A 20,243-nucleotide genomic window follows, 5' to 3' on the forward strand; every position below is an offset into this window, starting at 1 on the left:
AAAGGGATTCGTCAAATTTGATGAATCCCTTTTTGCTACAGTCGATATCTTTTTGAGCATAAGCTCTACCTTATGATACAAATCTACACACCCCCTTCCTTCGCTCTACATATAGGGTACAGGAATATTAAAGACTACTCATCAGAGGAAAAGTATCTCTTAACGATTATTAGTTTACAAAGCTATTTACCCATTTCTTCCATTTATAATAAGAAAGTAACCAGTTAGATAAATGAGGTAGAATCATGACCAATAGCTACCTATAATGAGGATAGATCGAAACGACACATTGGGGGTGAAAATTTGAAGATTGAAATCCAGTTAGACAGGGAGTGTGAAGAACCCAAAATCGTCATATATGCAAAGGAGATGACAGAAGAAATTTCGAGTTTACTTGAAAAATTGTCAGGTACTGAAAACCAATCATTGATGGGTTATAAAGAAGATGAAATTGTTTTAATACGCCAGGAAGATATCCTCCGAATCTATACAGAGGGTCAATATGTTTACGCACAAGTACCAAATGAAAAATTGCGCTTGCGCCAAAGATTATACCAATTAGAAGAAATGATCCCTCACAAACAATTTATTAGAATTTCAAACTCTGAGATTGTTAATTTTGAAAAAGTCAAAAGCTTGGATATGAGTATCAGCGGAACAATCACTCTGAAATTCGATTCAGGCGAACAATCCTATGTCTCGCGGCGTTATATCCATAAGATAAAAAAATATTTAGGAATATGAGGTGATGAAGATGAAAACAATTATCATAAGAGGTGCATTGGGATTTCCACTAGGCGTATTTATCTCAACCTTCATAACCCTTTGCATTTCATTTGGCATTGGTGATGGGACGTTTTACGCTGTGGTACCAAGCTTAATTGAGACCGTGGGTACAGAATTAGATGCCTATCTGCTTCAATTTATTTTAAGCGGACTATTAGGAATCGCCTTTGCCGCCGGCTCTATCATTTTTGAACAGGATCATTGGAGCCTTACCAAACAAACAACCTTACACTTTTGCTTAGTTACCATCGCCATGTTTCCCATCGCCTATTACTCCCATTGGATGGAACATACCTTTAAAGGATTCTTTCTCTACTTTCTTATCTTCGGGTTCATCTACTTAATCATCTGGATCAGCCAATATTTATTTTGGAAACGAAAAATCACTCGTTTAAACGATTCATTAAACAAATCCTAAATCTCCCACTCCCCTGCTCTTAAATATAGAAAAAAGGAAAAGGTGCAGGCATCTTTCACTTTTTCCTTAAGTTAACTATCTTTGTTAAACTCTCATCTTTAAAACACTGGAATACGGATGTAAGCTGTTAAAGGATCGATACCCGGTATGCGATAATGATTCACTCATTAAGTTAATTACTACAACAAGCAAACAGGTGCCCCTATTACCTAATAGGGGCACCTGTTTGTAAAAGAATATAGCTTGAATTATTCTATTAAAATGAGATTCTTATCGATTTACCGTTACTGTTGTAAAGACAAACTTGTCACGGTGGTGCTCAAGCTAGAACGGATGGCTTGAGCACTTCCTCACACCACTGGAAAAAGCTGGTGGCAGTAGGCTGCGCGGTGCGCAACTCGTTGTTGTAGATGCCCTGATCCTGGGCCACCGCCATGTCGACCAGGCCCTGCGCCCATGCCTCGGTCATCCCGTACCGCATCATTGTCGCCTTATAGTCCGTGCCGGTGACCTGCTGAAAGCGGACCGGCCGCTCCAGCACCTGGGACATAATCTGCGCCATGTTGTTGGGGGACAGATCGTCGGGACCGACCACCGGGACGCTGTCCTGGCCGCTCCAGGAGTTATCGAGCAGAAGCTTGGCAGCCACCGCGGCGATATCGCGGGTGGCGCAGGTCGCGGGTGGCGCAGGTCGCGAGCTTGCGATCTCCGGAGTTCGCAAGAAAGTACATCCCCTGGCTCTTGATCGCCTCGACCTGGTTGAGCAAGTTCTCCATGAAGAACGGCATGCGCAGCGCTCGGTAGCTCACGCCCGTGGCTTCGATAAGATCGTCCATCGCGAACGCAGGCGACAGCAGCCCGGCGTTCTTGCCGAACTCGCGACCCAAGCTGGAGACGCCGATCACGCGCTTGACGCCCTGGCTCTTTATCGCCTCGCACGCCGGCCGGGAGAAATTCAGGTAGTGGCCTTTGGGGCTCTCGGCACTTGGGTTCGGGGGCACCAGCCAGAGCACGCAGTCAGCGCCTGCGAACGCCTCCGTGACGACATCAATGTCGTCGTGCGACCCCTGCACGACCTCAACGCGCTCGCGCACACGCGGGGAAAGACGTGAGGGATCACGCGCGATCACGCGGATCGCCTCTGCGCTGTCAAGGACGTGGTCGAGAACCTGCTGGCCGATCTGGCCGGTGGGAGTGGTGACGACGATCATGAAAACCACCTCCAAGAGAGAGTGACCAGTAACTCGTTGGCTTGTTGCGGTCGAGGGACTGGTAGTTCCTTTTCTTCAATGACATTAGGTCCTCTAAATCGCGTTATCTTTGCTTCCACACAAATCATCCTTTCTTACGACACTGTTGTTTAGATATCAATTTCTTGTATATTACCCTGTTGTTTAGTATCAATTTCATGTATATATAATGATAGGCCGTTTGAGCGATCCGGGCAATCAGCAAATGGTCGTTATTGTTGTATAGACTACATCTCTGCGTTTTTGTTGTCTTTGTTTAGTATCTATAGTGGATTCCCTGAGTATTCCTAAATGGAGGAGTGATATGGAACATGCCAGTAAATGCAAACGATCCCCGCGTGAAACGCACGCATCAGTTGTTAATGCAGTCCTTTATGGAACTGCTTGAACAAAAGAAGAATATTCACTCCATATCAGTACAAGACATTGCAGAGCGAGCGACTGTAAATCGCTCCACATTTTATGCACACTTCGAAGATAAATTTGCATTTCTTGAGTGTTGGATGAGGGAAAAATTTCAGAGGAAGTTGAAGAACCAATTACCAAATCTTTCATTATCGGATATTAATAGCTTGCGAACCCTCATTCTAACCGTTTTCGATTTTCTTGCCCGTACTCGACAGTACATGACTCCAGCGGACAGTCAGTTTGAACCGCTGTTTGAAATCGCGATGCAAAAAGAACTTCATCAACTCCTGTTTAAATGGTTGAGTGAAGAGTCGAATACTTCTGTCTCGCAAGAGATTGTGGAAACCACGGCCCTCGTCATAAGTTGGGGCATATTTGGGTCAGCAATGCAGTGGAGTCGAAGTCCTCAAAATCGCACGGCGGAAGCGATGGTGCGAGATGTGTTGGTGGTTGTAGCGGCGGGTTTGGAACCCGTAATGGTATAACCCATCTGATGGATATCAGCTCGGATAGACTTTGGACCTTGTCAATAGATTGGACATCTAAAATCGAGATGAGAAGATGTTATATATAGAATTACGCTTATTTTAAACTTTACAAAATTATTTGTATATCTTAATAACTCTTTTAAACGTGGCTCATGGTGTAGTCAATCTCCTTGAACCAACTAACCATCCGATGAAGTTTGCATATTTAAAGAAACACAACATATTTACTAAATAGGTATAGTAGATTAAACAATGTAAACGCTGAATGGATAAATGTAATATACAATTATTGGTTTGAGATCATTCTACTGGGGAATTGTGTAAGAGAACGATTTATAAGGAGGAATAGAAGATGCTTACATTCTTACCAAGTAAGGACCCTTCCACTATTGCGGTAGAGATGTCCGGTAAATCGACCAAAGAAGATGCCCGTAAACTAGATCAATTTGTAAAAGAACATATTGTTGATGGCAAGGAATTCAATATACTGGCTGTCATTGATAATGTAGATGGAGCCAGCCTAAAGGGTTTGGCACAGGGGATAAAATTTGATACGAAACGTATAAATCAATTTAAAAAAATAGCGATTGTAGCAGATAATAGCTGGTCCGTTATGATTGCAACTCTCAGTAATTTTGTACCAGGCATTAAAACAAAGCATTTTGAAACTGGTCAGCTGAACAAGGCATGGAATTGGATTCTCGATAATAACAAGAAACATGATGATCCAACAAACATAATTCTTTAGTACACAGTTGATTCCCCATTATTAATGGGGATTTTTTCTGTTATGCCCTTTCTTCATGATTCTACTGCTATCCTTACAACAGAGTAATATAGATTCTGTAAAGCTTGAAGCATAAGTAAACCACTAGTACTGGTTACTTTAGACAATAATAATCCATTAAGCTACATATTATGGAAATATAATGATATAATCATAATTATTAGACAAATAGACCGTTTATTTGATAATTTATAAGTGTAGGATAATATGCCTAATATTAGAAATTAGGCTACAAGGAGGAATGCCATTATGGCACGTCTAGAAGGTAAAGTTGCTATTATCACTGGGGCAGCTCAAGGAATGGGTGCAGCACATGCCCGTAAATTATTGGAAGAAGGCGCGAAAGTAGTTTTAACTGATCTTAATGAAGAAAAAGGTAAAGCATTGGCAGAAGAACTTGGAGAAAACGCTTTATTTGTAAAACAAAATGTAACCAGTGCTGAAGATTGGGCTAAGGTTGTAGAAGCAGCAGAAAAAGCATTCGGTAAAGTGGACGTGTTGGTCAATAACGCTGGTATTACAATGGCTAAATCTCTTTTACAAGTGACTGAAGAAGAGTATCGTCGTATCGTTGATATTAACCAAGTTTCTGTATTCTTAGGAATAAAAACAGTAGTTCCGGCTATGCAAAAAGCTGGTGGCGGATCCATTGTTAATATCTCATCCATGAACGGAATGGTAGCTGGTGCCATCGGTTATACAGATACTAAATTTGCTGTTCGCGGTATGACAAAAGCAGCTGCAATCGAATGTGCAAATTATGGAATTCGCGTAAACTCTGTACACCCAGGCGTTATTGCTACACCAATGGTTGTACAAGAAGATACAAAAGCTGCAGTCGAGGAATTTGCTAAACACATCCCTCTTAAACGTGTAGCTCAACCTGAAGAAGTTTCAAACTTAGTTCTTTACTTAGCATCTGATGAGTCCAGCTACTCAACTGGTAGTGAATTCATCATTGATGGCGGTTTAACAGCACAATAAACTTAACACTAAAAGCCACAACCTTTAATTAAAGGTTGTGGCTTTTTTACGTACTATCAACCTACTTTAAACTAAAAAGCAACAGGAAGTGAATCAAGCCCCTGTGAGGAAAGAGCAAATTGCCATTCAATTTTATCCTGTGGTACATTCAGTCTTAAGTTAGGGAAACGTTTTAAAAGTGTAGTGAATGCAATATCTCCTTCTACGCGCGCAAGCGGAGATCCCAGACATGAGTGCAGGCCATATCCAAAGGCAAGATGCTGATCAATTTTCCTCTTAATATCTAAACCTTCTGAATCAGTAAATACCTCTTCATCACGATTAGCGGCTTTTACCATCACAAGAACCATATCTCCTTTTTTGATTTTCTGGCCACTTATTTCTACGTCTTCCTTTGCAAAGCGTGGACCAACACTGGTAGATGGACCGTTGAAACGTAATAATTCTTCCACAGCTGATGGTACTAAACTCAGGTCATTTTTTAATGTTTCAAGTTGTTCTGGGTGTTCAAATAGTAGCATCGACCCCGTTGCGATTAAGTTGGATGTTGTTTCATGCCCAGCAAAAATTAATAAAGTAATCATTGAAATTAATTCTGATTCATCTAGACGTTCTCCCTCTTCTTCAATGGCAATTAGCTGACTAATTAAATCATCAGAAGGATTTTCTCTCTTTTTCGCAACCAAGCTTTTCGTGTATTCTCCAAATTCCTGTAAATGCGCTACTACAGTAGGGTCTTGTCTTCCCCATCCCATCCCCTTCGCAATCGCAGAGGACCATATATTGAGATTTTCACGATCGGCATGTGGCACACCCAACATTTCTGAAATCACATTGATTGGTAATGGGTAAGCATAGTCTTTTACAAGATCCATTTCACCTTTAGATTGAACTTTATCCAATAATTCATCCGCGATTTCTTGAATACGTGGTCGTAATCCTTCCATATATCTCGGTGTAAATGCTTTTGAGACCAACATACGTAATCTTCTATGGTCTATTCCATCTACAAAAAGCATAGATTTGCCGGTAAAGAAGGTATCTGGTGCTGAGGAATCTTCCTCACTCTTAATCTTATCTCTAAAACCTTTTTCTCCTTCAATAGAGGCTGGATCTACAGTGAATTGTTTATGGTTTTTAAGAATTTGAATCGCTTCATTCATATGTACAACCATCCAAGCTTGACGATCTGTTTCTCCTAAAGGGTTGGGAATAGAAACGACTGGTCCTATCTCGCGCATTTTTGCAAATATAGAAAACGGGTCTTCATTGCTTTTTCCACTTAATACACCCAGAACCTGATTGGATACCATTTCATCTGTCTTATTCATTAGTCTACCTACCTTCCGAAATAGTTTCTCAAATTTTTTATTTTCATTCTCATTATTCATTCAAGAAAACTAAAATACTCTGTTTATAGTACTTTAATTTGTGCATTCTATTTTTAGAGTACTACTCCTTTACCACAGAGTAAATGCGAGTAAAGTACTTTTTTCGTGTAGGTATAAAGAAGGGGCAGCATGAAAAGTTCCGTCATGCCACATGCAAATAGATGTCCTTTAAACTATATCTATTTCTGGTTAGCTATAAGGTGGATAGGATAAATAATACCTTATCCAATAAAAAAAGAACCTCTTACAAAAGTCATATTGAACAGACTTTTGTAAGAGGTCTTTCTGATTAGTAGTTCCGTATTATTTAGTACATGAGATTGTGGCATTTATCATTATGCTAATTATTTTCCTTTTTAATTTTTTCAAACCACAATCTAGCAATAGAACTTGCCGTTTTATTAGTATCATCATGTGTATATACAAGCTCATAATTATAATCTGCAGTTAGTTTATTTGCTTTCACATCATAAACCATCTTAATTTCTGTCGGCATCTCATAATTATATTCTTTACATAATTTAATCATTTCCTTAATATTTTCATTTATAATTCTAACAACTCCTTTTTGTCGCTCCACTGATACATCATAAGAAAAACCGGCATCATCTTTGTCTAATGCATCATTGAGCTTATGTTTCTCGACAATATTTCCATTAATATTATAAAAAAAGTTATTTGCGATAAGACCTTCCTCATGTGAACAATATATATATATTTTATTAGCTCTTTCAAAAACATACTCTAAACAAATCGAAACTATATCTGCCTGTAACCCACTAAAATGATCTTCAAATTCTTTACTCAGTATGTCCACTCCTAATTTAATATATTTATTTCATAATAATCTCCATCTATCTCGTAATTTACGATAAATTCCGATGGTCTTGAACTATCTCCACCGTATTTAAAAATTGATTTTGCTAAGTATCTAAGGGACTGATAGGTGCCCCACCTTGTGGATCCCTTCAAGTACTTCCACAATATCTTCAAAGTCTCCACCTTCATATTCCACAGCCTTAAATTGTATCAACACCCAAATAATGCATTTTTTACCAACCTCAGAAAGCTTATCACAATAAAAATATTATTTTGAATATCATCTTTAAGCGTACCCATCTTTGTGGCACCTACTATCCCATTTAAAGATTTATTTATTACTCCCATAAAAAAACCGAACGGTCTATTAGCCATTCAATGTCAATCTTAGTTCATTAAAAACAGATGAATTATAGTACAATATCTTGATAACCTACTTCTTCTACAATTTCATCTTCAATTTTTATTCCTAATCCATTTGCAATATCCCAAGACACATCACAAAGTAAACCTAATCTTCTTTTTCCATTCTTCCTTACTCTTCTTACAATTTACTTTTTGTATAAGCTTCTTCTCTAGCACTTTTTGCACAGACATGCCTTCTATTGCTCTTCCCCTCAGCAAAAAATCTTTCACTATTTTTCACAATTTAGCAATATAACTTGCAGTTTATTCTAAAAAACGCCATTAAAAATTAGAAACCTTCCTAACCTTTAAGGGGCAATTCATAATCAAATACTTTTTATAAAAAACATCTATTAATCTGATTTAACTCACATTAATAGCCTTTTATCAGGACAAATTCATGGCACGTATAAACTTTTAAAGGTTGTTACTTTTTATCTCCTCAAACCACTCCTCAGCAATCTGACGGGCTGTTTTAGTATCATGATTAGTATAAATTAATTCATACTTGTATTCAGCTTTAAAGCGGCCACTCTTAACATCATATATTAATTTCATCTCCGTTGGCATATCTCTTTTATATTCCTTACACAATAATTTTATTTTTTCAATATCCTCATTTATGATATCTAAAACCATAAATCCTCGTTCTGGAGATACATCATATTTTTCATCTCCATCTTCCAACGCATCATTTACTTTATGACTCTTTACGTACTTATTGTTAATCAAATAAAAGTATCTACTGGAAATAACACTTTCTTCACATGATGCATAAACATATACTCTATCCGCTCGATCTTCAACAAATTCCATACAAATAGAAATCATATCTGCTTGCAATTCACTAAATTTATCTTCAAATTCTTTCATAATCCTATAATCACTCCCTAGATATTTAGAAGAACTTCTTTGTTCCATTCACCATCAATAGTATAATTTACTATAAATTTCTCTGGACGCATGCCATTCCCAGTGTAAACTATTCCCACATCAACCGTAACCTTTTTGGGAGGTATTTCTTTTAAAGCTGCAGCCCATTCATCTTTAATTTTCTTATATTGCTTTAAATTAACATCTGATAATTGTAAAACTAGATTATCAAGTTCTCGTAATCCTCCAAATCTCTCGCCTGCTAAATGTCCTGCATGGTCGGTATATTTTTGCTGTGTGCCAGTCTATGCCAAATCCTTTTTTAAATAGATGTGCATGTGTATTAAAAAAGCACAGGTTGTCTGTAATGAAATCTAGAGCTTATCAAAATATTACTGAACAGATCCCATAAATTCAGTAATAATAAGAATATGTTCCTTCAATTTGACTTTCTTTAGGTTCTCAACTTTTTCTGGTCCACCTAGACCTAAGAGAGGTGTATAACCGAAGCATTCATCATACTCCAAATCACCATTTTGTTTAAGTGCTTGGGGATAAGGTTGCCAAGACAATTCTTCATCTCTAAATTCAGGGTCAGAAATATTTTGAAAGAAAAATTCAAATGTAAACATAATTGTCTTTACTAAACCATGTCTGTAATTAAGAAGTCTAACATACCCATCTGACCAGATAATTAAATCTCCCATGGCCGTAGCAAACAGCACGATTGAATCCTTATATCTTTGACTACTTTCCTCTACAATCTCTTTAAATTCCTCTGGATTTACACTTTTAAAATATCCCTGCATAAAGGTTCCAAATCCATAATCCTCCCACAAATCGATTATTTCTTTTGGGACTAGATTTTTATATTTCTCGACAATTTCGTTAGATACCTTACTATTTAATTTAAAATCTCTTAAAATATTTTCCATTAAATAATCTCCTTAGTGTGTTAATTTCACATTCAGATGGGTTTTTTTTATTCCCTCAGGTGTCATATTTTTAGCCATTTCCGTTATTTGTTCATCAACGACATTAATTCTATATCTCCATTGGGAACCAATCGAATAATTTATACCTTTATCCTCCAATCCTCCTATTATTAAGCTAAAGAATGGCTAAATACCCAAGCTGCACTTCATAATCCAGACCAGATAGCAGGTGGAAATTGCACAGCATTACCTTCTATTGCTCTCTCTCAGCAATAAATCTTTCTCTATTTTTCAAAGTCTAGCAATATAACTTGCAGTTTATTCTAAAAAACGCCCCTTAAAAGTTAGAATGGTATCTAACTTTTAAGGAGCAGTTCAAAAGGCAATCAAGTGCTTCATTTTTAATTCGTGACTATTTTATGGCTTAGATCACTTTTACTCTATTCTTTTTCCTCCATCTTTTGCTTCAAATATACAGCAATTTCTGTTTGCCCTCTTTCAATGGCGAATGCATAAGCATCCATATCTTTCATAGTATCTCCTGTATACTTAACTGTAATATCAATACCATTCTGAACAAGATACTTCACAATATCAAGGTGACCACCGTAAATCGCTGAGAATAGAGGGTTTCTATTTGGGTCACTAACATCTAATACTGCACCATTATCAAATAAGTACTCTACAATACTAATTTGACCTTCACTAGCTGCATGTGCAATAGGCGCGGACTTTGGTACACCTTCGTTTATGTTAATATCCATGCCAGTTTGAACTAGAAATTTTATCATATCAAGTTTACCAGCTCTACTCGCAACATGTAGCCAAGTTCCAAAAGGTGTTATAAAATCAAGCAAACTTTTATTAGTAATAATTATCTCTTTCGCTTGTTCTATATTGCCATTCTTAATTAAATCATAGATTTTTATTGCTTTCTCCTTATCATCCATAAAGTCCTCCTAAAACATTACTATTTCATTGACGCTCCTTCTTCACCAAGAAGTTCAAGCATTTCAACCATTTTTTCACGAGTTCCACCAAAACTATCTACTTCTTTCAACTTATCAACAAGATGTTGAAGACGTTCTATGTTATGTTGTCCAGCAATTCTATTTGGTGCTCAAACAAGATTTTCTTTACCAATGATCGGTTCTATTCCAAACTTTTCTAATATATCTTAACCTTCTCGAACAAGTTCTTGTTGCTTCTGACCAAGACCTAATTTAAATAAAATATGATGTCCCGTGCCACTTTATTGACGGCTACATTTTTAGCATCAATTATGGCATTTGTCGCACTTCGTACCCAACAGTGGCAAAAACTATCATAACCATATTCCTTAATAGTTTGGAAACTAGCATACATAAAAGCACTTGTTATCTAAACCATAGACAATCAAGTGCTTTTAGGCTTACTTTTCTTCAAATTCCTTCATCTTTTCTATTAAGTCTAAGTCTTGCGGTTCTTTATTTTTATTCACATATTTATACTCAAAATAGTCAATTCTATCCGTTGGTCCAAAATCACTATTATGCCAATTAGTATAATCAAAGTGAACATTTAATTTGCCTTTATTATTAACTAGTAATGTGACTGAGAACCACGGCTCTTGATCATTATCAATAAATACCTCTTGAAGTTTAACAGTTAATTTAAACAATTTATGAAGTGCATCATCATAAGCATTCTCATTTAATTGATATAAATTTGGTATATCATGCGAATACACTGGTTCATCTTTATTCTCATTCGATGTAAAAAAGAAGAAAACTCCACCTTCTTTATCTTTCACTTCACCATTAAAATAAAATTCGTTCCATTCAATTGGAATCATATCGTTTACTTGTTCCGCAATTTGTTTATATAGATTATTTAATTCCATCTCAAAATTCATATACTTAACCTCCTTTTTTATTTAATATTTCTAATCTAACCTGACGCTTTCCTTCAATATTATATCTTACTATAAATGAATCAGGCCTCATTGAGTTATTTGAATAAATTGGTCTAATATTAACAGTGACTTTCTTTGGAGGCACATCTTTTAAAGCCTTAGCCCACTCAGTCTCCATTTCATACCAGACTCCACCCCTTCTATTAATCTGGCTATTTTGCGGGACAAGATTGTCGATATCGCCAGGTCCATTAAACTGTGCTCCAATTAAGTGACCACCATCATCATCTGATAATCTATCTTTTCCTCCTACATTAGCCTGGGCATATTTATTTCTATCAGCCTTTTTTAATATGAGCTCAGGAGCTTCTACATTTATAATACGTCCAAGTTCATCAGTAGCATATGTGTAATGATCATTAGTTATATACCTAGTGTTAGGAATAAGTTGTTTTTTACCATTTTCTCCTTTTATTATGTGCTTACCAAAGTCAATTTCTCTAACTTCATTAACACTATTACCGGTACCCGCAGGCTTTAAATTAATCCCTTCAAACCGACTCAAAAAATCTTTTAGATTATTTTCATACGTATGCGTGTTTTCAAATGTTTCTTTGAATCCGAAACCTTCAGGGGTTGCAACTTGTCTTCCGAGGTTTAAGTTCTTAGACCAGGTTATCCCGGTATCGACTGCTCTTCCGACATCGACGAAATCCCGTGCCACTTTATGGACAGCTACATTTTTGGCATCATTTATGGCATTTGTCGCACTTCTTAGCCTAGTAGTGGCAAAATCGGAGGCAGAATTGGCCAGGTGCCTGACTCGCTGAGTACCAGCGGCGATAGTGGCGCCAGCTGTTCGTATTCCTGCTCCTAATTGTCCCATACGCTTCCCAAGATGAGCAAATTTGACTCCCTTGGCAAATTTGGAGACAGCTCCTGCAGCAGGGATAATATCAAGCGGCGCTAACAATCCCCTTGTCCAACGCTCTGATGTGCTTAATTCCCTGCCGGAAACTATATCCTTCCCAGATATAGCGGAAGTGATTTCCATTGCTCCATAAGCTGCCCCTAATGCGATTCCAGCTGGGGGGCATACTAGAGATACCCCCACTATCACAACAAGGGCTGCAATTCCTACCCAAAATTCCTTGTTTTCCTGTTGATCCCGGATCGATTCATACTCAAAGGCTCGCGAGTTGACTGCAGCCATTCGATATTCCTTTTCGGATATCTCTTGATCTGGATTGTTGACCTTCCATTCTTCAAATTGTTGTTTCATCTGATCCGCATAAAAATTGCCACCGCTCAATAAATCATCGATGCCTACTTCCGTTTTCGGCACTTCCATTCTAGTTGTGCCCGCCCCGTAACCATATTGCACCATCTCTTTGGCGCCTATTCGATTGTCAGTTGTATAAGTCGAAATAGAAAGGTCTCGCACGGATTGGACAAAATCATCCATGTCCTTATAGAACGGCTCATCAATCGTCCGATCTACAATATCCCCAACTTTCCCCGTAAAGCGGTGTAAAACAGAGAAATCATCAGATAAGCTATTATAGTGACTTTTTTGGCTTGTGTGATGGAAAGAAATCACACCGTCGACGTCATATTTTGCAATGTCTCTTTCTGCATCTTCTAATACTTCATTAACATCCTTTAAATGATCAAAAAATCCAGCCCCAAATCCATGACCTAATAAGTCACCAAGTCCCGCTCGCATTTTTTCCCAATCGGCAGGAATATATTTCACATCCATAGAAGACCCCTTTCCTGATCTATAGGTCCATGTTGCTTCTCTAGGATGATTCGTTCTCATTAGACAGTCTTCTATCTTTTATTCTCCACGTGGTAATTAATCCCTTTTAATCATTTATAAAATGAATCTTTTCACCCAACGGATCAGTAAAATTAATAGGACAAATAGCATAAAATACAACAAAAAAGGACCAGTACAAAAGTCTATGAAAAATGACTTTTGTACTGGTCCTTGCTAAATATTCATCATATATTCTTTTCTAAGATTAGTTCGCCTTCTCCACGCAATAGGCATAAAAACGATCACAAAGGTTAACGATTTTATCTTTACTGACCAGTGTATTCACCCATTTTTTTGGTATATTGTCCATTCCGTAATACATACCAGCCATTGTACCAGTTATAAAAGCAATCGTATCCGTATCACTGCCCAGATTAACTGCTTCAAGTACAGCATCTTCATACGTAGGATGTTTAAAGAAACACCAGAATGCTGCTTCAAGCGAATGAACGACATAGCCATCTGAGCGAATATCATCACGTTGAGCTTCCAGTAAGCTTCGATTAAAGATTCGTTCATATGCATCAAACTCACGTGTATACACATCCTCTAAGGCGAGTTCTTTCTGGCATATGTTGATAGCCATTTCCAATGAATCCGCGGGAGAATGTTTATGGAATAAATTTAATAAGAATTCGACGTAGATCATCGTACCAAGTGTAGATCTTGGATGGCCATGGGTCACGTGTGCAATGCGCTCTATTTCCTTTTTCCTCATCTGAAAATCAGTCTCTTGCCATAATGTAAAGACAAGAGGAGCTATACGCATGAGCGCACCATTTCCATTATCGTATTCCGATTTTCCTCCACATTGGACAGCCGGTATACCTTTCTTAAAACGGTCAATAGCCGTCACGGTTGCAATGCCAATGTCAAACATCTCCCCATATGGTGTCCAATACCCTTGATCACGGTAGGCAACAAAACGGTTCATCAAATCCGTTTCATCTTTTTCTTCTATTAGATTTTCAATCAGACACATTGTCAATGATGTATCATCGGACCATGTTCCTGGAGGCATATTATAAGTTCCATACCCAATCATATCTGTAACGCCCGCATTTCTCGCTTTAAACTCCACCGGCACACCAAGAGCATCCCCGATAATGCCACCTAAAATAGTAGAATATAACGTTTCTTTTATTCTCTCTGCTGGAATCAAATTACTTTTTGGGGTCATATTTTCTCCTCCGATACCGCCTTTTCATTCATTTTATCAAATGAATTGTTTTTTCTAAAACGGTAATTATTATCCCATCTAAAAATCGAATAATATTTTCTGATATTTGTGATAAAACAGATAATATGTTAATATATCAAAATACTTAATTAACAGATATCTCTTTAAAATCCCTATACAAAGGACTGATAAAATGAAACAAAGTTTATATCTTGCCGGTGCATTTGTCGGCGTTATTGTTGGAGCTGGATTTGGCTCTGGTCAAGAAATCATGCAGTTTTTTACGAATTTTGGCTTTTATAGCATACCGGCCATTTTGCTGGCGACCGTATTATTCTCTCTTATTGCTATGCAGCTTTCACAGTTGGGCAGCCATATGCAAGCCACCTCACATAAAGAAATAATTGAAGTTCTTTGCGGACGTTTTCTTGGTCAGGCAGTGGATATTATTCTATCTTTCTTTTTATTCGGTGTTGGTGTAATCATGATCGCAGGCTCTGGATCGATTGTTGAACAACAGTTTGGCATTCCTGCCTTTTGGGGTTCGATGTTTATGACTGTTATCACTGTTTTGACTATGCTGTTAAAAGTAGAAAAAATCATTGGAATTATCGGCTCAATCACACCATTTTTATTAGTCATTATGATTTTCATTGCAGGACATGCGCTATTTACCAATGGTATTAACCCTATGGAAATAGAGCGGAACGTTGATTTGGACAAAGCAGCTGCTTCAAATTGGTTCATGTCTGCATTGCTTTATGTATCCTTTAATGTTGCAGTCGGATTCTCCATGCTATCTGTTATTAGCGGAACGTTAAAAAATAAAAAGCAGGCAGCTATTGGCGGTATCATCGGCGGTATCCTGCTTGGTGTACTCTTGCTGCTGATCAATATAGGCATGATGACTGATATGCCCAATATGCAAATTGTAGAGATGCCTACTCTATTTTTAGCGAATAATATCTCGCCATTCATTGGGAACCTATTATCTATTATTCTGCTGGCGATGATTTACAATACATGTGTGGGAATGTTTTATGCGTTTACAGTACGGCTTATTCCACAAGGACGCTTCTTTCACCCTTCAGTCGTTATCTTCGGAGTAATCGGTTTTGGCCTTAGCTTTGCAGGTTTCAGTACATTGGTCAATACAGTATACCCAATCATGGGCTATGTCGGATTTATTCTACTCGCAGCCATTGGCTGGTCCTGGATTAAATCTAAGCATCATGCTCCTGAAATTAAACGGATAAACTCTATGGATGAAAAAGAAAAGAAAGTAGTTTAAATCATTGAAGTGACCCCCCGTTCCGCTTATAGGTACGGGGGTTTTTTAATCTTATTTTCTATGGAATGAAGTAGTTAGTTTTATAAAATTTTCCTCCTCACTTTTTTGAATTATGTATATAATTTAATGTAAATGGGGGGCTCTGAAATGAACTGCTTTGGCTGTAAATTAGCAAATAAAGAAGAAAATGTTCATGCGGTATTTGAGGATGATTATATTTGCTGTATTTTGGATCATGATCCTTATAATGAAGGACATATTTTAATTTTGCCTAAAAAACATATTCGATATTTTGATGAGTTGGACGAAAATACCGCAAACTCGGTCATGATGGCAGCAAAGATGATATCAAAAGCGATAAAGAATTTGTTCAATTCTGATGGAATTACTATCTGTCAAAACGGTGGAGTTTTTGATGAATTAACCCATTTTCATATGCATGTTGTTCCTAGATATAAAGGTCAAAACTTTGCGGATTTTTATTCTGAAGATGGAAAAACACTCGTCGATCAGGAACATGATCTAGAAGAGACGAAAAGGAAAATGATTGAAATGATAAAGGCTTTGGATTAGTTTCCACAGCTTTTTTTGTCCCCCAATACATTTTTTTAATTCCGGCATTTGTTCTTTTATGTTGGATTACATATCAACGATTTATGACAAAAAGAAATTACCCAAAAACACCACTCTAGAGTTTATTATGTATGATCCTTTTTAATCTCAGATGACATATACATTTTTTTCGGGATATAATGGTAGTCGAGGTGAAAAAATGGCAAATAAAAATAGATTTAAACGTCTTCTATCCATTCTGACAATTGCAATCTTGGCTTTGGTTGCTGCCGCATGCAGCAGTGACAAAAACGAAGAAAGTAAAAAAGAAGAAACGAGCGGTTGGGATACCATTAAAGAAGCCGGCAAATTAAAAGTTGCGACTTCCGGTACTTTATATCCTGCTTCCTATCATGATTCAAAATCTAATGAATTAACCGGTTATGACGTGGAAGTGACACGAGAAATAGCCAAGCGATTGAACCTGGAAGTAGAATTTGTCGAAATGGCTTTTGATGGAATGCTGTCCTCCATCAACAACGGACAAGCAGACATTGCTGTGAATGATATTACGGCTACAGATGAGAGAAAAGAGAAATTTGCTTTCACTGATCCCTACAAACATTCCTACGGTGCAGCCATTGTGAGGAAATCTGATTTATCCGGCATCAAAGATCTTGATAGCTTAAAAGGTAAAAAAGCTGCTGGTGAAGCAACCACTACCTATATGGAAGTAGCTCGGGAACACGATGCAGAAGAAGTCATCTACGACAATGCGACAAATGATCAGTATTTGCGAGATGTATCCACTGGGAGAACAGATATTATTCTTAATGATTATTATACTCAGCGTTTAGCAGTTGCTGCATTCCCTGAATTCGATATTACGGTTCATCCGGATATAAGATATAATCCTAGTAATCAAGCCATTTTGATGAAAAAGGATAATAGTGAATTACTAAAAGAAATAAATCAAGTATTGGAAGAAATGAAGTCTGATGGGACGATGTCGGAGCTTTCAAAAAAATTCTATGATGGAGCAGATGTCACAAAGGAAGTTCAATTCGACTCAGCTAAATAAGTGGTTGAAAGGGAATCAACATGGCAGATATTCAATGGCAATACCTATTTAATCCAGAATTAGCGCTTGATTCATTGCCATATGTTCTTGAAGGATTATCGAATACCCTCTTGATTTCATTTATCAGTATGGATTTTGGATTAGTAATAGGTTTCTTTTTAGCACTTGGGCGGAGCTCGAAAAGTAAATTATTGCGCTGGCCAGCCAGCATGTATATCTCTTTTATGCGCGGCGTACCTATTCTTGTTATCATCTTTATTCTTTATTTTGGCTTTCCGATTATCGGCATTGAATTCACCGCCATGCAAGCAGCTATCATTGGTTTCAGTATCAACAGTGCAGCTTATATTGCTGAAATCAATCGTTCTGCAATTGGATCTGTCGATAAAGGACAATGGGAGGCTTCTCAATCATTAGGTTTATCCTACTGGAAAACCATGGGTGGCATCATTCTTCCACAAGCTGTACGGATTGCACTTCCCCCTCTTTCTAATGTATTGCTGGATTTAATTAAAGCCTCTTCATTAGCGGCAATGATTACGGTACCTGAAATTTTTCAGCATGCCAAAATTGTTGGAGGACGGGAATTTGATTATATGACGATGTACATACTTGTTGCCATCATCTATTGGTGCATATGTGCGGCGGTATCTTTTTTGCAGCGCTATTTGGAGAAAAGAGCAGAAGTATATTTACAAAAATAGAATAGATTAGTACGACTGTTTTGCACACAAGAGTAAATGCAATACCGAAAATGCCTGGAGATGCTCCAGGCATTTTTTTCGTACAATCCAAAAATGCTCCAGCGGCCTATCATACACTTAAAATACTAAATAAAGCAAAGGCTGGGAGTAAGTAAAGAAGGAAGATACGTTTGAGTATAGAATGTATCTAAAGTAACATTCTTACATTTATGAATTTAGTGAAGGAGATGCACATATTGAAAGAAAGTTTTTTCAAAGTTCAAGACGTACTTAATAATTACAAAACAGCCGTTTACGAAAAAGATGTTGAAAAATTCTTATCCATGTATGCTTCCGAAATACATATTTATGATTGCTGGGTGAACTGGGAGAGTAAGGGTATTTCTGCATGGGAGAAAGGTGTTGTGGAGTGGTTTAATGGATTGAGTGAGGATGGTGTTTTACTTAAAGTTGATTTTAATGACCTAGTAATTGAAGAAAATTCTCATCTCGCATATGTACATTGTGCTGTAACCTTTGCTGCTCACCAAGAAGAATCTGGTGAAAAACTTCGTCAAATTACAAATCGGTTCACATATGGTTTAAAAAAAGTGAATGAATCTTGGGTCATAGCTCATGAACATTCATCATTGCCTATAAATAAAGAAACTGGCAAGGGCATTTTTAACTTGAAGTAAAAAACAAACTCTTTTAATACCATATAATCAACTACTATGATTCCAGTCCAAGATATAATCCTTGTTTAGTGAAAAGGCTATTACTGTTGAAAACAAATAGAGGCTGATGGTCAGCCCCTTAGATTGAATAAATCACGAGTTATACAGAATGGATAAGACTAGTCTCGTTCTTTGGCTTTCTGTGTATCTCGAATATTTTTTTGAACGGTTATGGCAGCGAATACACTTAATACAAATGACATGCCATAAAATCCTTTTTCACTCAAATCAATACTTCCTGCATTGTACAGCCCAATGCCCATCAAGGCAATCGCTACAATAAGAGCAAACCAACTGATACCATAATAAATGGCTGTCACAGGTATATCCTCATCTCTATCTCTAACCGCTTTTTGTAAGGATACAGCTGAATAAAGTCCAAATACTAATATTGCAAAATAATACCCTTTTTCATTTAATTCCATCGAAGCATTAAATAAACCTATGAGATAAGCAGCAACTCCTACTAATAAAGCCGCCCACGTAGCACCTTTAAAAGCTCCCGTCGGTTCCCCCGGATGTCGTTCGACTTTCTTTTTAGCAACACTTTGTTCGTTATCTACTAAATACTCATTCTCATTAGACACTAAACCTTCCACCTCTTCTCTATATAAATATGCACGATGTAAAGCGGAATTCCGCCTCCATATCTATTATATAGAATATTCTTACAAATTAGTACATATTATCCTGTTTGTCGTTTTCTTTTCTGTATAAGGGACTCAGATGATGATTTATTTACCTCATCATTAAATGTACTCCTCTATCTTATAATCGATTATCTTTATGAAAGTTTAGAGAAAAATGATTGGATTCGTCATACCTTTCGAATTCATAGCCTGCTTCCTTAATACTTTCGATAATGCCTGGCAGGGCTTCGATCGTATCTTTATTTTCATGAATTAATATGATTTCTTCAGGGCCGTTCAATTGATCCAGAATTTCTTTTTTTATATTTGCTGGATTGTTTTGTGGCTGCCAATCGTTTGAATCGATCGTCCAATCCCATATCTTTAATCCAGCGTGGACAGCCTGATCGCGAAATTGCTCATTTAGTCCAGGAGAAGAACCATATGGACAACGAAATAGGGTTGGTAGAATCCCGACTTGCTTTTCAATCAATTTTTGTGTTTCGAGTATTTCTTCTACGATTCTTCCCTTTTTGTACAATCTATTGAAACTATGACTCATTGAATGCATACCGATATAATCTCCCCGGTTTACGTACTCCTTCGTCATATCCGGGTATTTCTTCATATTATTTCCTATTAGAAAATGAGTAGCAGGAATATCATATCGATCCAGTACCTCAATTAACTTCATTGTATAAAGACTTGGGCCATCATCAACCGTTAAATATACTACTTTTCTTTTTCATTAAATTTTTTAGGCACTTTTTTAAGGTCCTTTCGTATGTAACCATTTCTAATTCTAAAAATAAAAAATTTCTGAATGATAT

The 20,243-nt window shown here is 37.3% G+C and carries 23 protein-coding genes and 3 pseudogenes; 11 read left to right on the forward strand and 15 right to left on the reverse strand.

Going from position 1 to position 20,243, the window contains the following annotated elements:
• Positions 1-303: 303 nt before the first annotated feature.
• Both AC4G3L_RS03780 and AC4G3L_RS03785 read left to right on the forward strand, forming a co-directional pair.
• Positions 304-744, forward strand: a complete 441-nt coding sequence (locus AC4G3L_RS03780) for a LytTR family DNA-binding domain-containing protein (RefSeq protein WP_491075639.1) — start codon at positions 304-306, stop codon at positions 742-744.
• Positions 745-754: 10 nt separating this feature from the next.
• On the forward strand, positions 755-1,204 hold the full coding sequence (locus AC4G3L_RS03785; protein WP_491075640.1) for a DUF3021 domain-containing protein: 450 nt from the start codon (positions 755-757) through the stop codon (positions 1,202-1,204).
• Positions 1,205-1,523: 319 nt separating this feature from the next.
• Here AC4G3L_RS03785 and AC4G3L_RS03790 read toward each other — a convergent pair whose 3' ends face one another.
• Together AC4G3L_RS03790 and AC4G3L_RS03795 are read right to left on the reverse strand one after the other, a co-directional pair.
• A complete protein-coding gene (locus AC4G3L_RS03790; protein ID WP_491075641.1) occupies positions 1,524-1,853 on the reverse strand; it encodes a hypothetical protein in 330 nt (109 codons plus the stop codon).
• The gene (locus AC4G3L_RS03795; protein ID WP_491075642.1) at positions 1,828-2,415 is read right to left on the reverse strand and encodes an NAD(P)H-binding protein; all 588 of its coding nucleotides are present in this window, start codon (positions 2,413-2,415) and stop codon (positions 1,828-1,830) included. The genes AC4G3L_RS03790 and AC4G3L_RS03795 overlap by 26 nt, the downstream gene beginning before the upstream one ends.
• Before the next feature lie 350 nt (positions 2,416-2,765).
• Here AC4G3L_RS03795 and AC4G3L_RS03800 point away from each other — a divergent pair, with 350 nt between their 5' ends.
• The 3 genes from AC4G3L_RS03800 to AC4G3L_RS03810 all read left to right on the forward strand — a co-directional run bounded on the left by AC4G3L_RS03800 (position 2,766) and on the right by AC4G3L_RS03810 (position 5,121).
• Positions 2,766-3,347 (forward strand): TetR/AcrR family transcriptional regulator, encoded by a 582-nt coding sequence (locus tag AC4G3L_RS03800; RefSeq protein ID WP_491075643.1) that lies wholly within the window; start codon positions 2,766-2,768, stop codon positions 3,345-3,347.
• A 355-nt stretch (positions 3,348-3,702) separates the two neighbouring features.
• Complete coding sequence (locus AC4G3L_RS03805) at positions 3,703-4,098, forward strand: SpoIIAA family protein (RefSeq protein WP_491075644.1); 396 nt, start codon at positions 3,703-3,705, stop codon at positions 4,096-4,098.
• 288 nt (positions 4,099-4,386) lie between these two features.
• The gene (locus AC4G3L_RS03810) at positions 4,387-5,121 is read left to right on the forward strand and encodes a glucose 1-dehydrogenase (RefSeq protein ID WP_491075645.1); all 735 of its coding nucleotides are present in this window, start codon (positions 4,387-4,389) and stop codon (positions 5,119-5,121) included.
• A 71-nt stretch (positions 5,122-5,192) separates the two neighbouring features.
• Here the strand turns inward: AC4G3L_RS03810 and AC4G3L_RS03815 are convergent, their stop codons facing one another.
• From AC4G3L_RS03815 to AC4G3L_RS03845, 7 genes and pseudogenes are all read right to left on the reverse strand, one after another.
• Positions 5,193-6,452 carry a cytochrome P450 family protein gene (locus AC4G3L_RS03815; RefSeq protein WP_491075646.1) on the reverse strand — a complete coding sequence of 420 codons (1,260 nt, stop codon included), beginning with the start codon at positions 6,450-6,452 and terminating at the stop codon, positions 5,193-5,195.
• A 400-nt stretch (positions 6,453-6,852) separates the two neighbouring features.
• Positions 6,853-7,320 carry a DUF600 domain-containing protein gene (locus AC4G3L_RS03820; RefSeq protein WP_491076231.1) on the reverse strand — a complete coding sequence of 156 codons (468 nt, stop codon included), beginning with the start codon at positions 7,318-7,320 and terminating at the stop codon, positions 6,853-6,855.
• Between the two features lie 421 nt (positions 7,321-7,741).
• Positions 7,742-7,882 carry a DUF6985 domain-containing protein gene (locus AC4G3L_RS03825; RefSeq protein ID WP_491076232.1) on the reverse strand — a complete coding sequence of 47 codons (141 nt, stop codon included), beginning with the start codon at positions 7,880-7,882 and terminating at the stop codon, positions 7,742-7,744.
• A gap of 271 nt (positions 7,883-8,153) precedes the next feature.
• Positions 8,154-8,609: a DUF600 domain-containing protein gene (locus AC4G3L_RS03830; RefSeq protein ID WP_491075647.1), complete on the reverse strand. Its 456-nt coding sequence runs from the start codon at positions 8,607-8,609 to the stop codon at positions 8,154-8,156.
• A 17-nt stretch (positions 8,610-8,626) separates the two neighbouring features.
• Positions 8,627-8,890 (reverse strand): annotated as a pseudogene (locus AC4G3L_RS03835) (DNA/RNA non-specific endonuclease); the annotation flags it as partial.
• A gap of 111 nt (positions 8,891-9,001) precedes the next feature.
• Complete coding sequence (locus AC4G3L_RS03840; RefSeq protein ID WP_491075648.1) at positions 9,002-9,544, reverse strand: T6SS immunity protein Tdi1 domain-containing protein; 543 nt, start codon at positions 9,542-9,544, stop codon at positions 9,002-9,004.
• Between the two features lie 12 nt (positions 9,545-9,556).
• Positions 9,557-9,703 carry a polymorphic toxin type 15 domain-containing protein gene (locus tag AC4G3L_RS03845; protein ID WP_491075649.1) on the reverse strand — a complete coding sequence of 49 codons (147 nt, stop codon included), beginning with the start codon at positions 9,701-9,703 and terminating at the stop codon, positions 9,557-9,559.
• A 21-nt stretch (positions 9,704-9,724) separates the two neighbouring features.
• Here AC4G3L_RS03845 and AC4G3L_RS03850 point away from each other — a divergent pair.
• Positions 9,725-9,820 (forward strand): annotated as a pseudogene (locus tag AC4G3L_RS03850) (polymorphic toxin type 15 domain-containing protein); the annotation flags it as partial.
• A gap of 164 nt (positions 9,821-9,984) precedes the next feature.
• Here the strand turns inward: AC4G3L_RS03850 and AC4G3L_RS03855 are convergent.
• The 4 genes from AC4G3L_RS03855 to AC4G3L_RS03870 form a co-directional block, all read right to left on the reverse strand.
• Positions 9,985-10,494, reverse strand: a complete 510-nt coding sequence (locus tag AC4G3L_RS03855; RefSeq protein WP_491075650.1) for an ankyrin repeat domain-containing protein — start codon at positions 10,492-10,494, stop codon at positions 9,985-9,987.
• Between the two features lie 461 nt (positions 10,495-10,955).
• Entirely contained in the window at positions 10,956-11,438 is a 483-nt protein-coding gene (locus tag AC4G3L_RS03860; RefSeq protein WP_491075651.1) for an immunity protein YezG family protein, read from the reverse strand.
• A gap of 4 nt (positions 11,439-11,442) precedes the next feature.
• Positions 11,443-13,200 carry a DNA/RNA non-specific endonuclease gene (locus AC4G3L_RS03865; RefSeq protein ID WP_491075652.1) on the reverse strand — a complete coding sequence of 586 codons (1,758 nt, stop codon included), beginning with the start codon at positions 13,198-13,200 and terminating at the stop codon, positions 11,443-11,445.
• Positions 13,201-13,465: 265 nt separating this feature from the next.
• Positions 13,466-14,440 (reverse strand): ADP-ribosylglycohydrolase family protein, encoded by a 975-nt coding sequence (locus tag AC4G3L_RS03870; RefSeq protein WP_491075653.1) that lies wholly within the window; start codon positions 14,438-14,440, stop codon positions 13,466-13,468.
• Between the two features lie 193 nt (positions 14,441-14,633).
• Here AC4G3L_RS03870 and AC4G3L_RS03875 point away from each other — a divergent pair, with 193 nt between their 5' ends.
• The 5 genes from AC4G3L_RS03875 to AC4G3L_RS03895 all read left to right on the forward strand — a co-directional run bounded on the left by AC4G3L_RS03875 (position 14,634) and on the right by AC4G3L_RS03895 (position 18,745).
• Positions 14,634-15,731: a YkvI family membrane protein gene (locus AC4G3L_RS03875; RefSeq protein ID WP_491075654.1), complete on the forward strand. Its 1,098-nt coding sequence runs from the start codon at positions 14,634-14,636 to the stop codon at positions 15,729-15,731.
• 147 nt (positions 15,732-15,878) lie between these two features.
• A complete protein-coding gene (locus AC4G3L_RS03880; RefSeq protein ID WP_491075655.1) occupies positions 15,879-16,304 on the forward strand; it encodes an HIT family protein in 426 nt (141 codons plus the stop codon).
• Between the two features lie 199 nt (positions 16,305-16,503).
• A complete protein-coding gene (locus tag AC4G3L_RS03885) occupies positions 16,504-17,364 on the forward strand; it encodes a transporter substrate-binding domain-containing protein (RefSeq protein ID WP_491075656.1) in 861 nt (286 codons plus the stop codon).
• 20 nt (positions 17,365-17,384) lie between these two features.
• Positions 17,385-18,068, forward strand: a complete 684-nt coding sequence (locus AC4G3L_RS03890; protein WP_491075657.1) for an amino acid ABC transporter permease — start codon at positions 17,385-17,387, stop codon at positions 18,066-18,068.
• 236 nt (positions 18,069-18,304) lie between these two features.
• Positions 18,305-18,745 carry a YybH family protein gene (locus AC4G3L_RS03895; RefSeq protein WP_491075658.1) on the forward strand — a complete coding sequence of 147 codons (441 nt, stop codon included), beginning with the start codon at positions 18,305-18,307 and terminating at the stop codon, positions 18,743-18,745.
• Positions 18,746-18,903: 158 nt separating this feature from the next.
• On the opposite strand, the gene yiaA is transcribed toward AC4G3L_RS03895, so the two are convergent.
• Together yiaA and AC4G3L_RS03905 are read right to left on the reverse strand one after the other, a co-directional pair.
• On the reverse strand, positions 18,904-19,371 hold the full coding sequence (yiaA, locus tag AC4G3L_RS03900) for an inner membrane protein YiaA (protein ID WP_491075659.1): 468 nt from the start codon (positions 19,369-19,371) through the stop codon (positions 18,904-18,906).
• A 181-nt stretch (positions 19,372-19,552) separates the two neighbouring features.
• Positions 19,553-20,143, reverse strand: a pseudogene (locus AC4G3L_RS03905) (polysaccharide deacetylase family protein); the annotation flags it as partial.
• Positions 20,144-20,243: the final 100 nt, after the last annotated feature.

Source organism: Bacillus sp. z33, assembly GCF_058313615.1.

Excerpts from the sequence above, each read along its gene's own strand:
- AC4G3L_RS03785 (WP_491075640.1), top strand. The coding sequence starts at position 755 with ATGAAAACAATTATCATAAGAGGTGCATTGGGATTTCCACTAGGCGTA.
- AC4G3L_RS03795 (WP_491075642.1), bottom strand. The coding sequence starts at position 2,415 with ATGATCGTCGTCACCACTCCCACCGGCCAGATCGGCCAGCAGGTTCTC.
- AC4G3L_RS03800 (WP_491075643.1), top strand. The coding sequence starts at position 2,766 with ATGCCAGTAAATGCAAACGATCCCCGCGTGAAACGCACGCATCAGTTG.
- AC4G3L_RS03805 (WP_491075644.1), top strand. The coding sequence starts at position 3,703 with ATGCTTACATTCTTACCAAGTAAGGACCCTTCCACTATTGCGGTAGAG.
- AC4G3L_RS03810 (WP_491075645.1), top strand. The coding sequence starts at position 4,387 with ATGGCACGTCTAGAAGGTAAAGTTGCTATTATCACTGGGGCAGCTCAA.
- AC4G3L_RS03815 (WP_491075646.1), bottom strand. The coding sequence starts at position 6,452 with ATGAATAAGACAGATGAAATGGTATCCAATCAGGTTCTGGGTGTATTA.
- AC4G3L_RS03830 (WP_491075647.1), bottom strand. The coding sequence starts at position 8,609 with ATGAAAGAATTTGAAGATAAATTTAGTGAATTGCAAGCAGATATGATT.
- AC4G3L_RS03840 (WP_491075648.1), bottom strand. The coding sequence starts at position 9,544 with ATGGAAAATATTTTAAGAGATTTTAAATTAAATAGTAAGGTATCTAAC.
- AC4G3L_RS03855 (WP_491075650.1), bottom strand. The coding sequence starts at position 10,494 with ATGGATGATAAGGAGAAAGCAATAAAAATCTATGATTTAATTAAGAAT.
- AC4G3L_RS03860 (WP_491075651.1), bottom strand. The coding sequence starts at position 11,438 with ATGAATTTTGAGATGGAATTAAATAATCTATATAAACAAATTGCGGAA.
- AC4G3L_RS03865 (WP_491075652.1), bottom strand. The coding sequence starts at position 13,200 with ATGGATGTGAAATATATTCCTGCCGATTGGGAAAAAATGCGAGCGGGA.
- AC4G3L_RS03870 (WP_491075653.1), bottom strand. The coding sequence starts at position 14,440 with ATGACCCCAAAAAGTAATTTGATTCCAGCAGAGAGAATAAAAGAAACG.
- AC4G3L_RS03875 (WP_491075654.1), top strand. The coding sequence starts at position 14,634 with ATGAAACAAAGTTTATATCTTGCCGGTGCATTTGTCGGCGTTATTGTT.
- AC4G3L_RS03880 (WP_491075655.1), top strand. The coding sequence starts at position 15,879 with ATGAACTGCTTTGGCTGTAAATTAGCAAATAAAGAAGAAAATGTTCAT.
- AC4G3L_RS03885 (WP_491075656.1), top strand. The coding sequence starts at position 16,504 with ATGGCAAATAAAAATAGATTTAAACGTCTTCTATCCATTCTGACAATT.
- AC4G3L_RS03890 (WP_491075657.1), top strand. The coding sequence starts at position 17,385 with ATGGCAGATATTCAATGGCAATACCTATTTAATCCAGAATTAGCGCTT.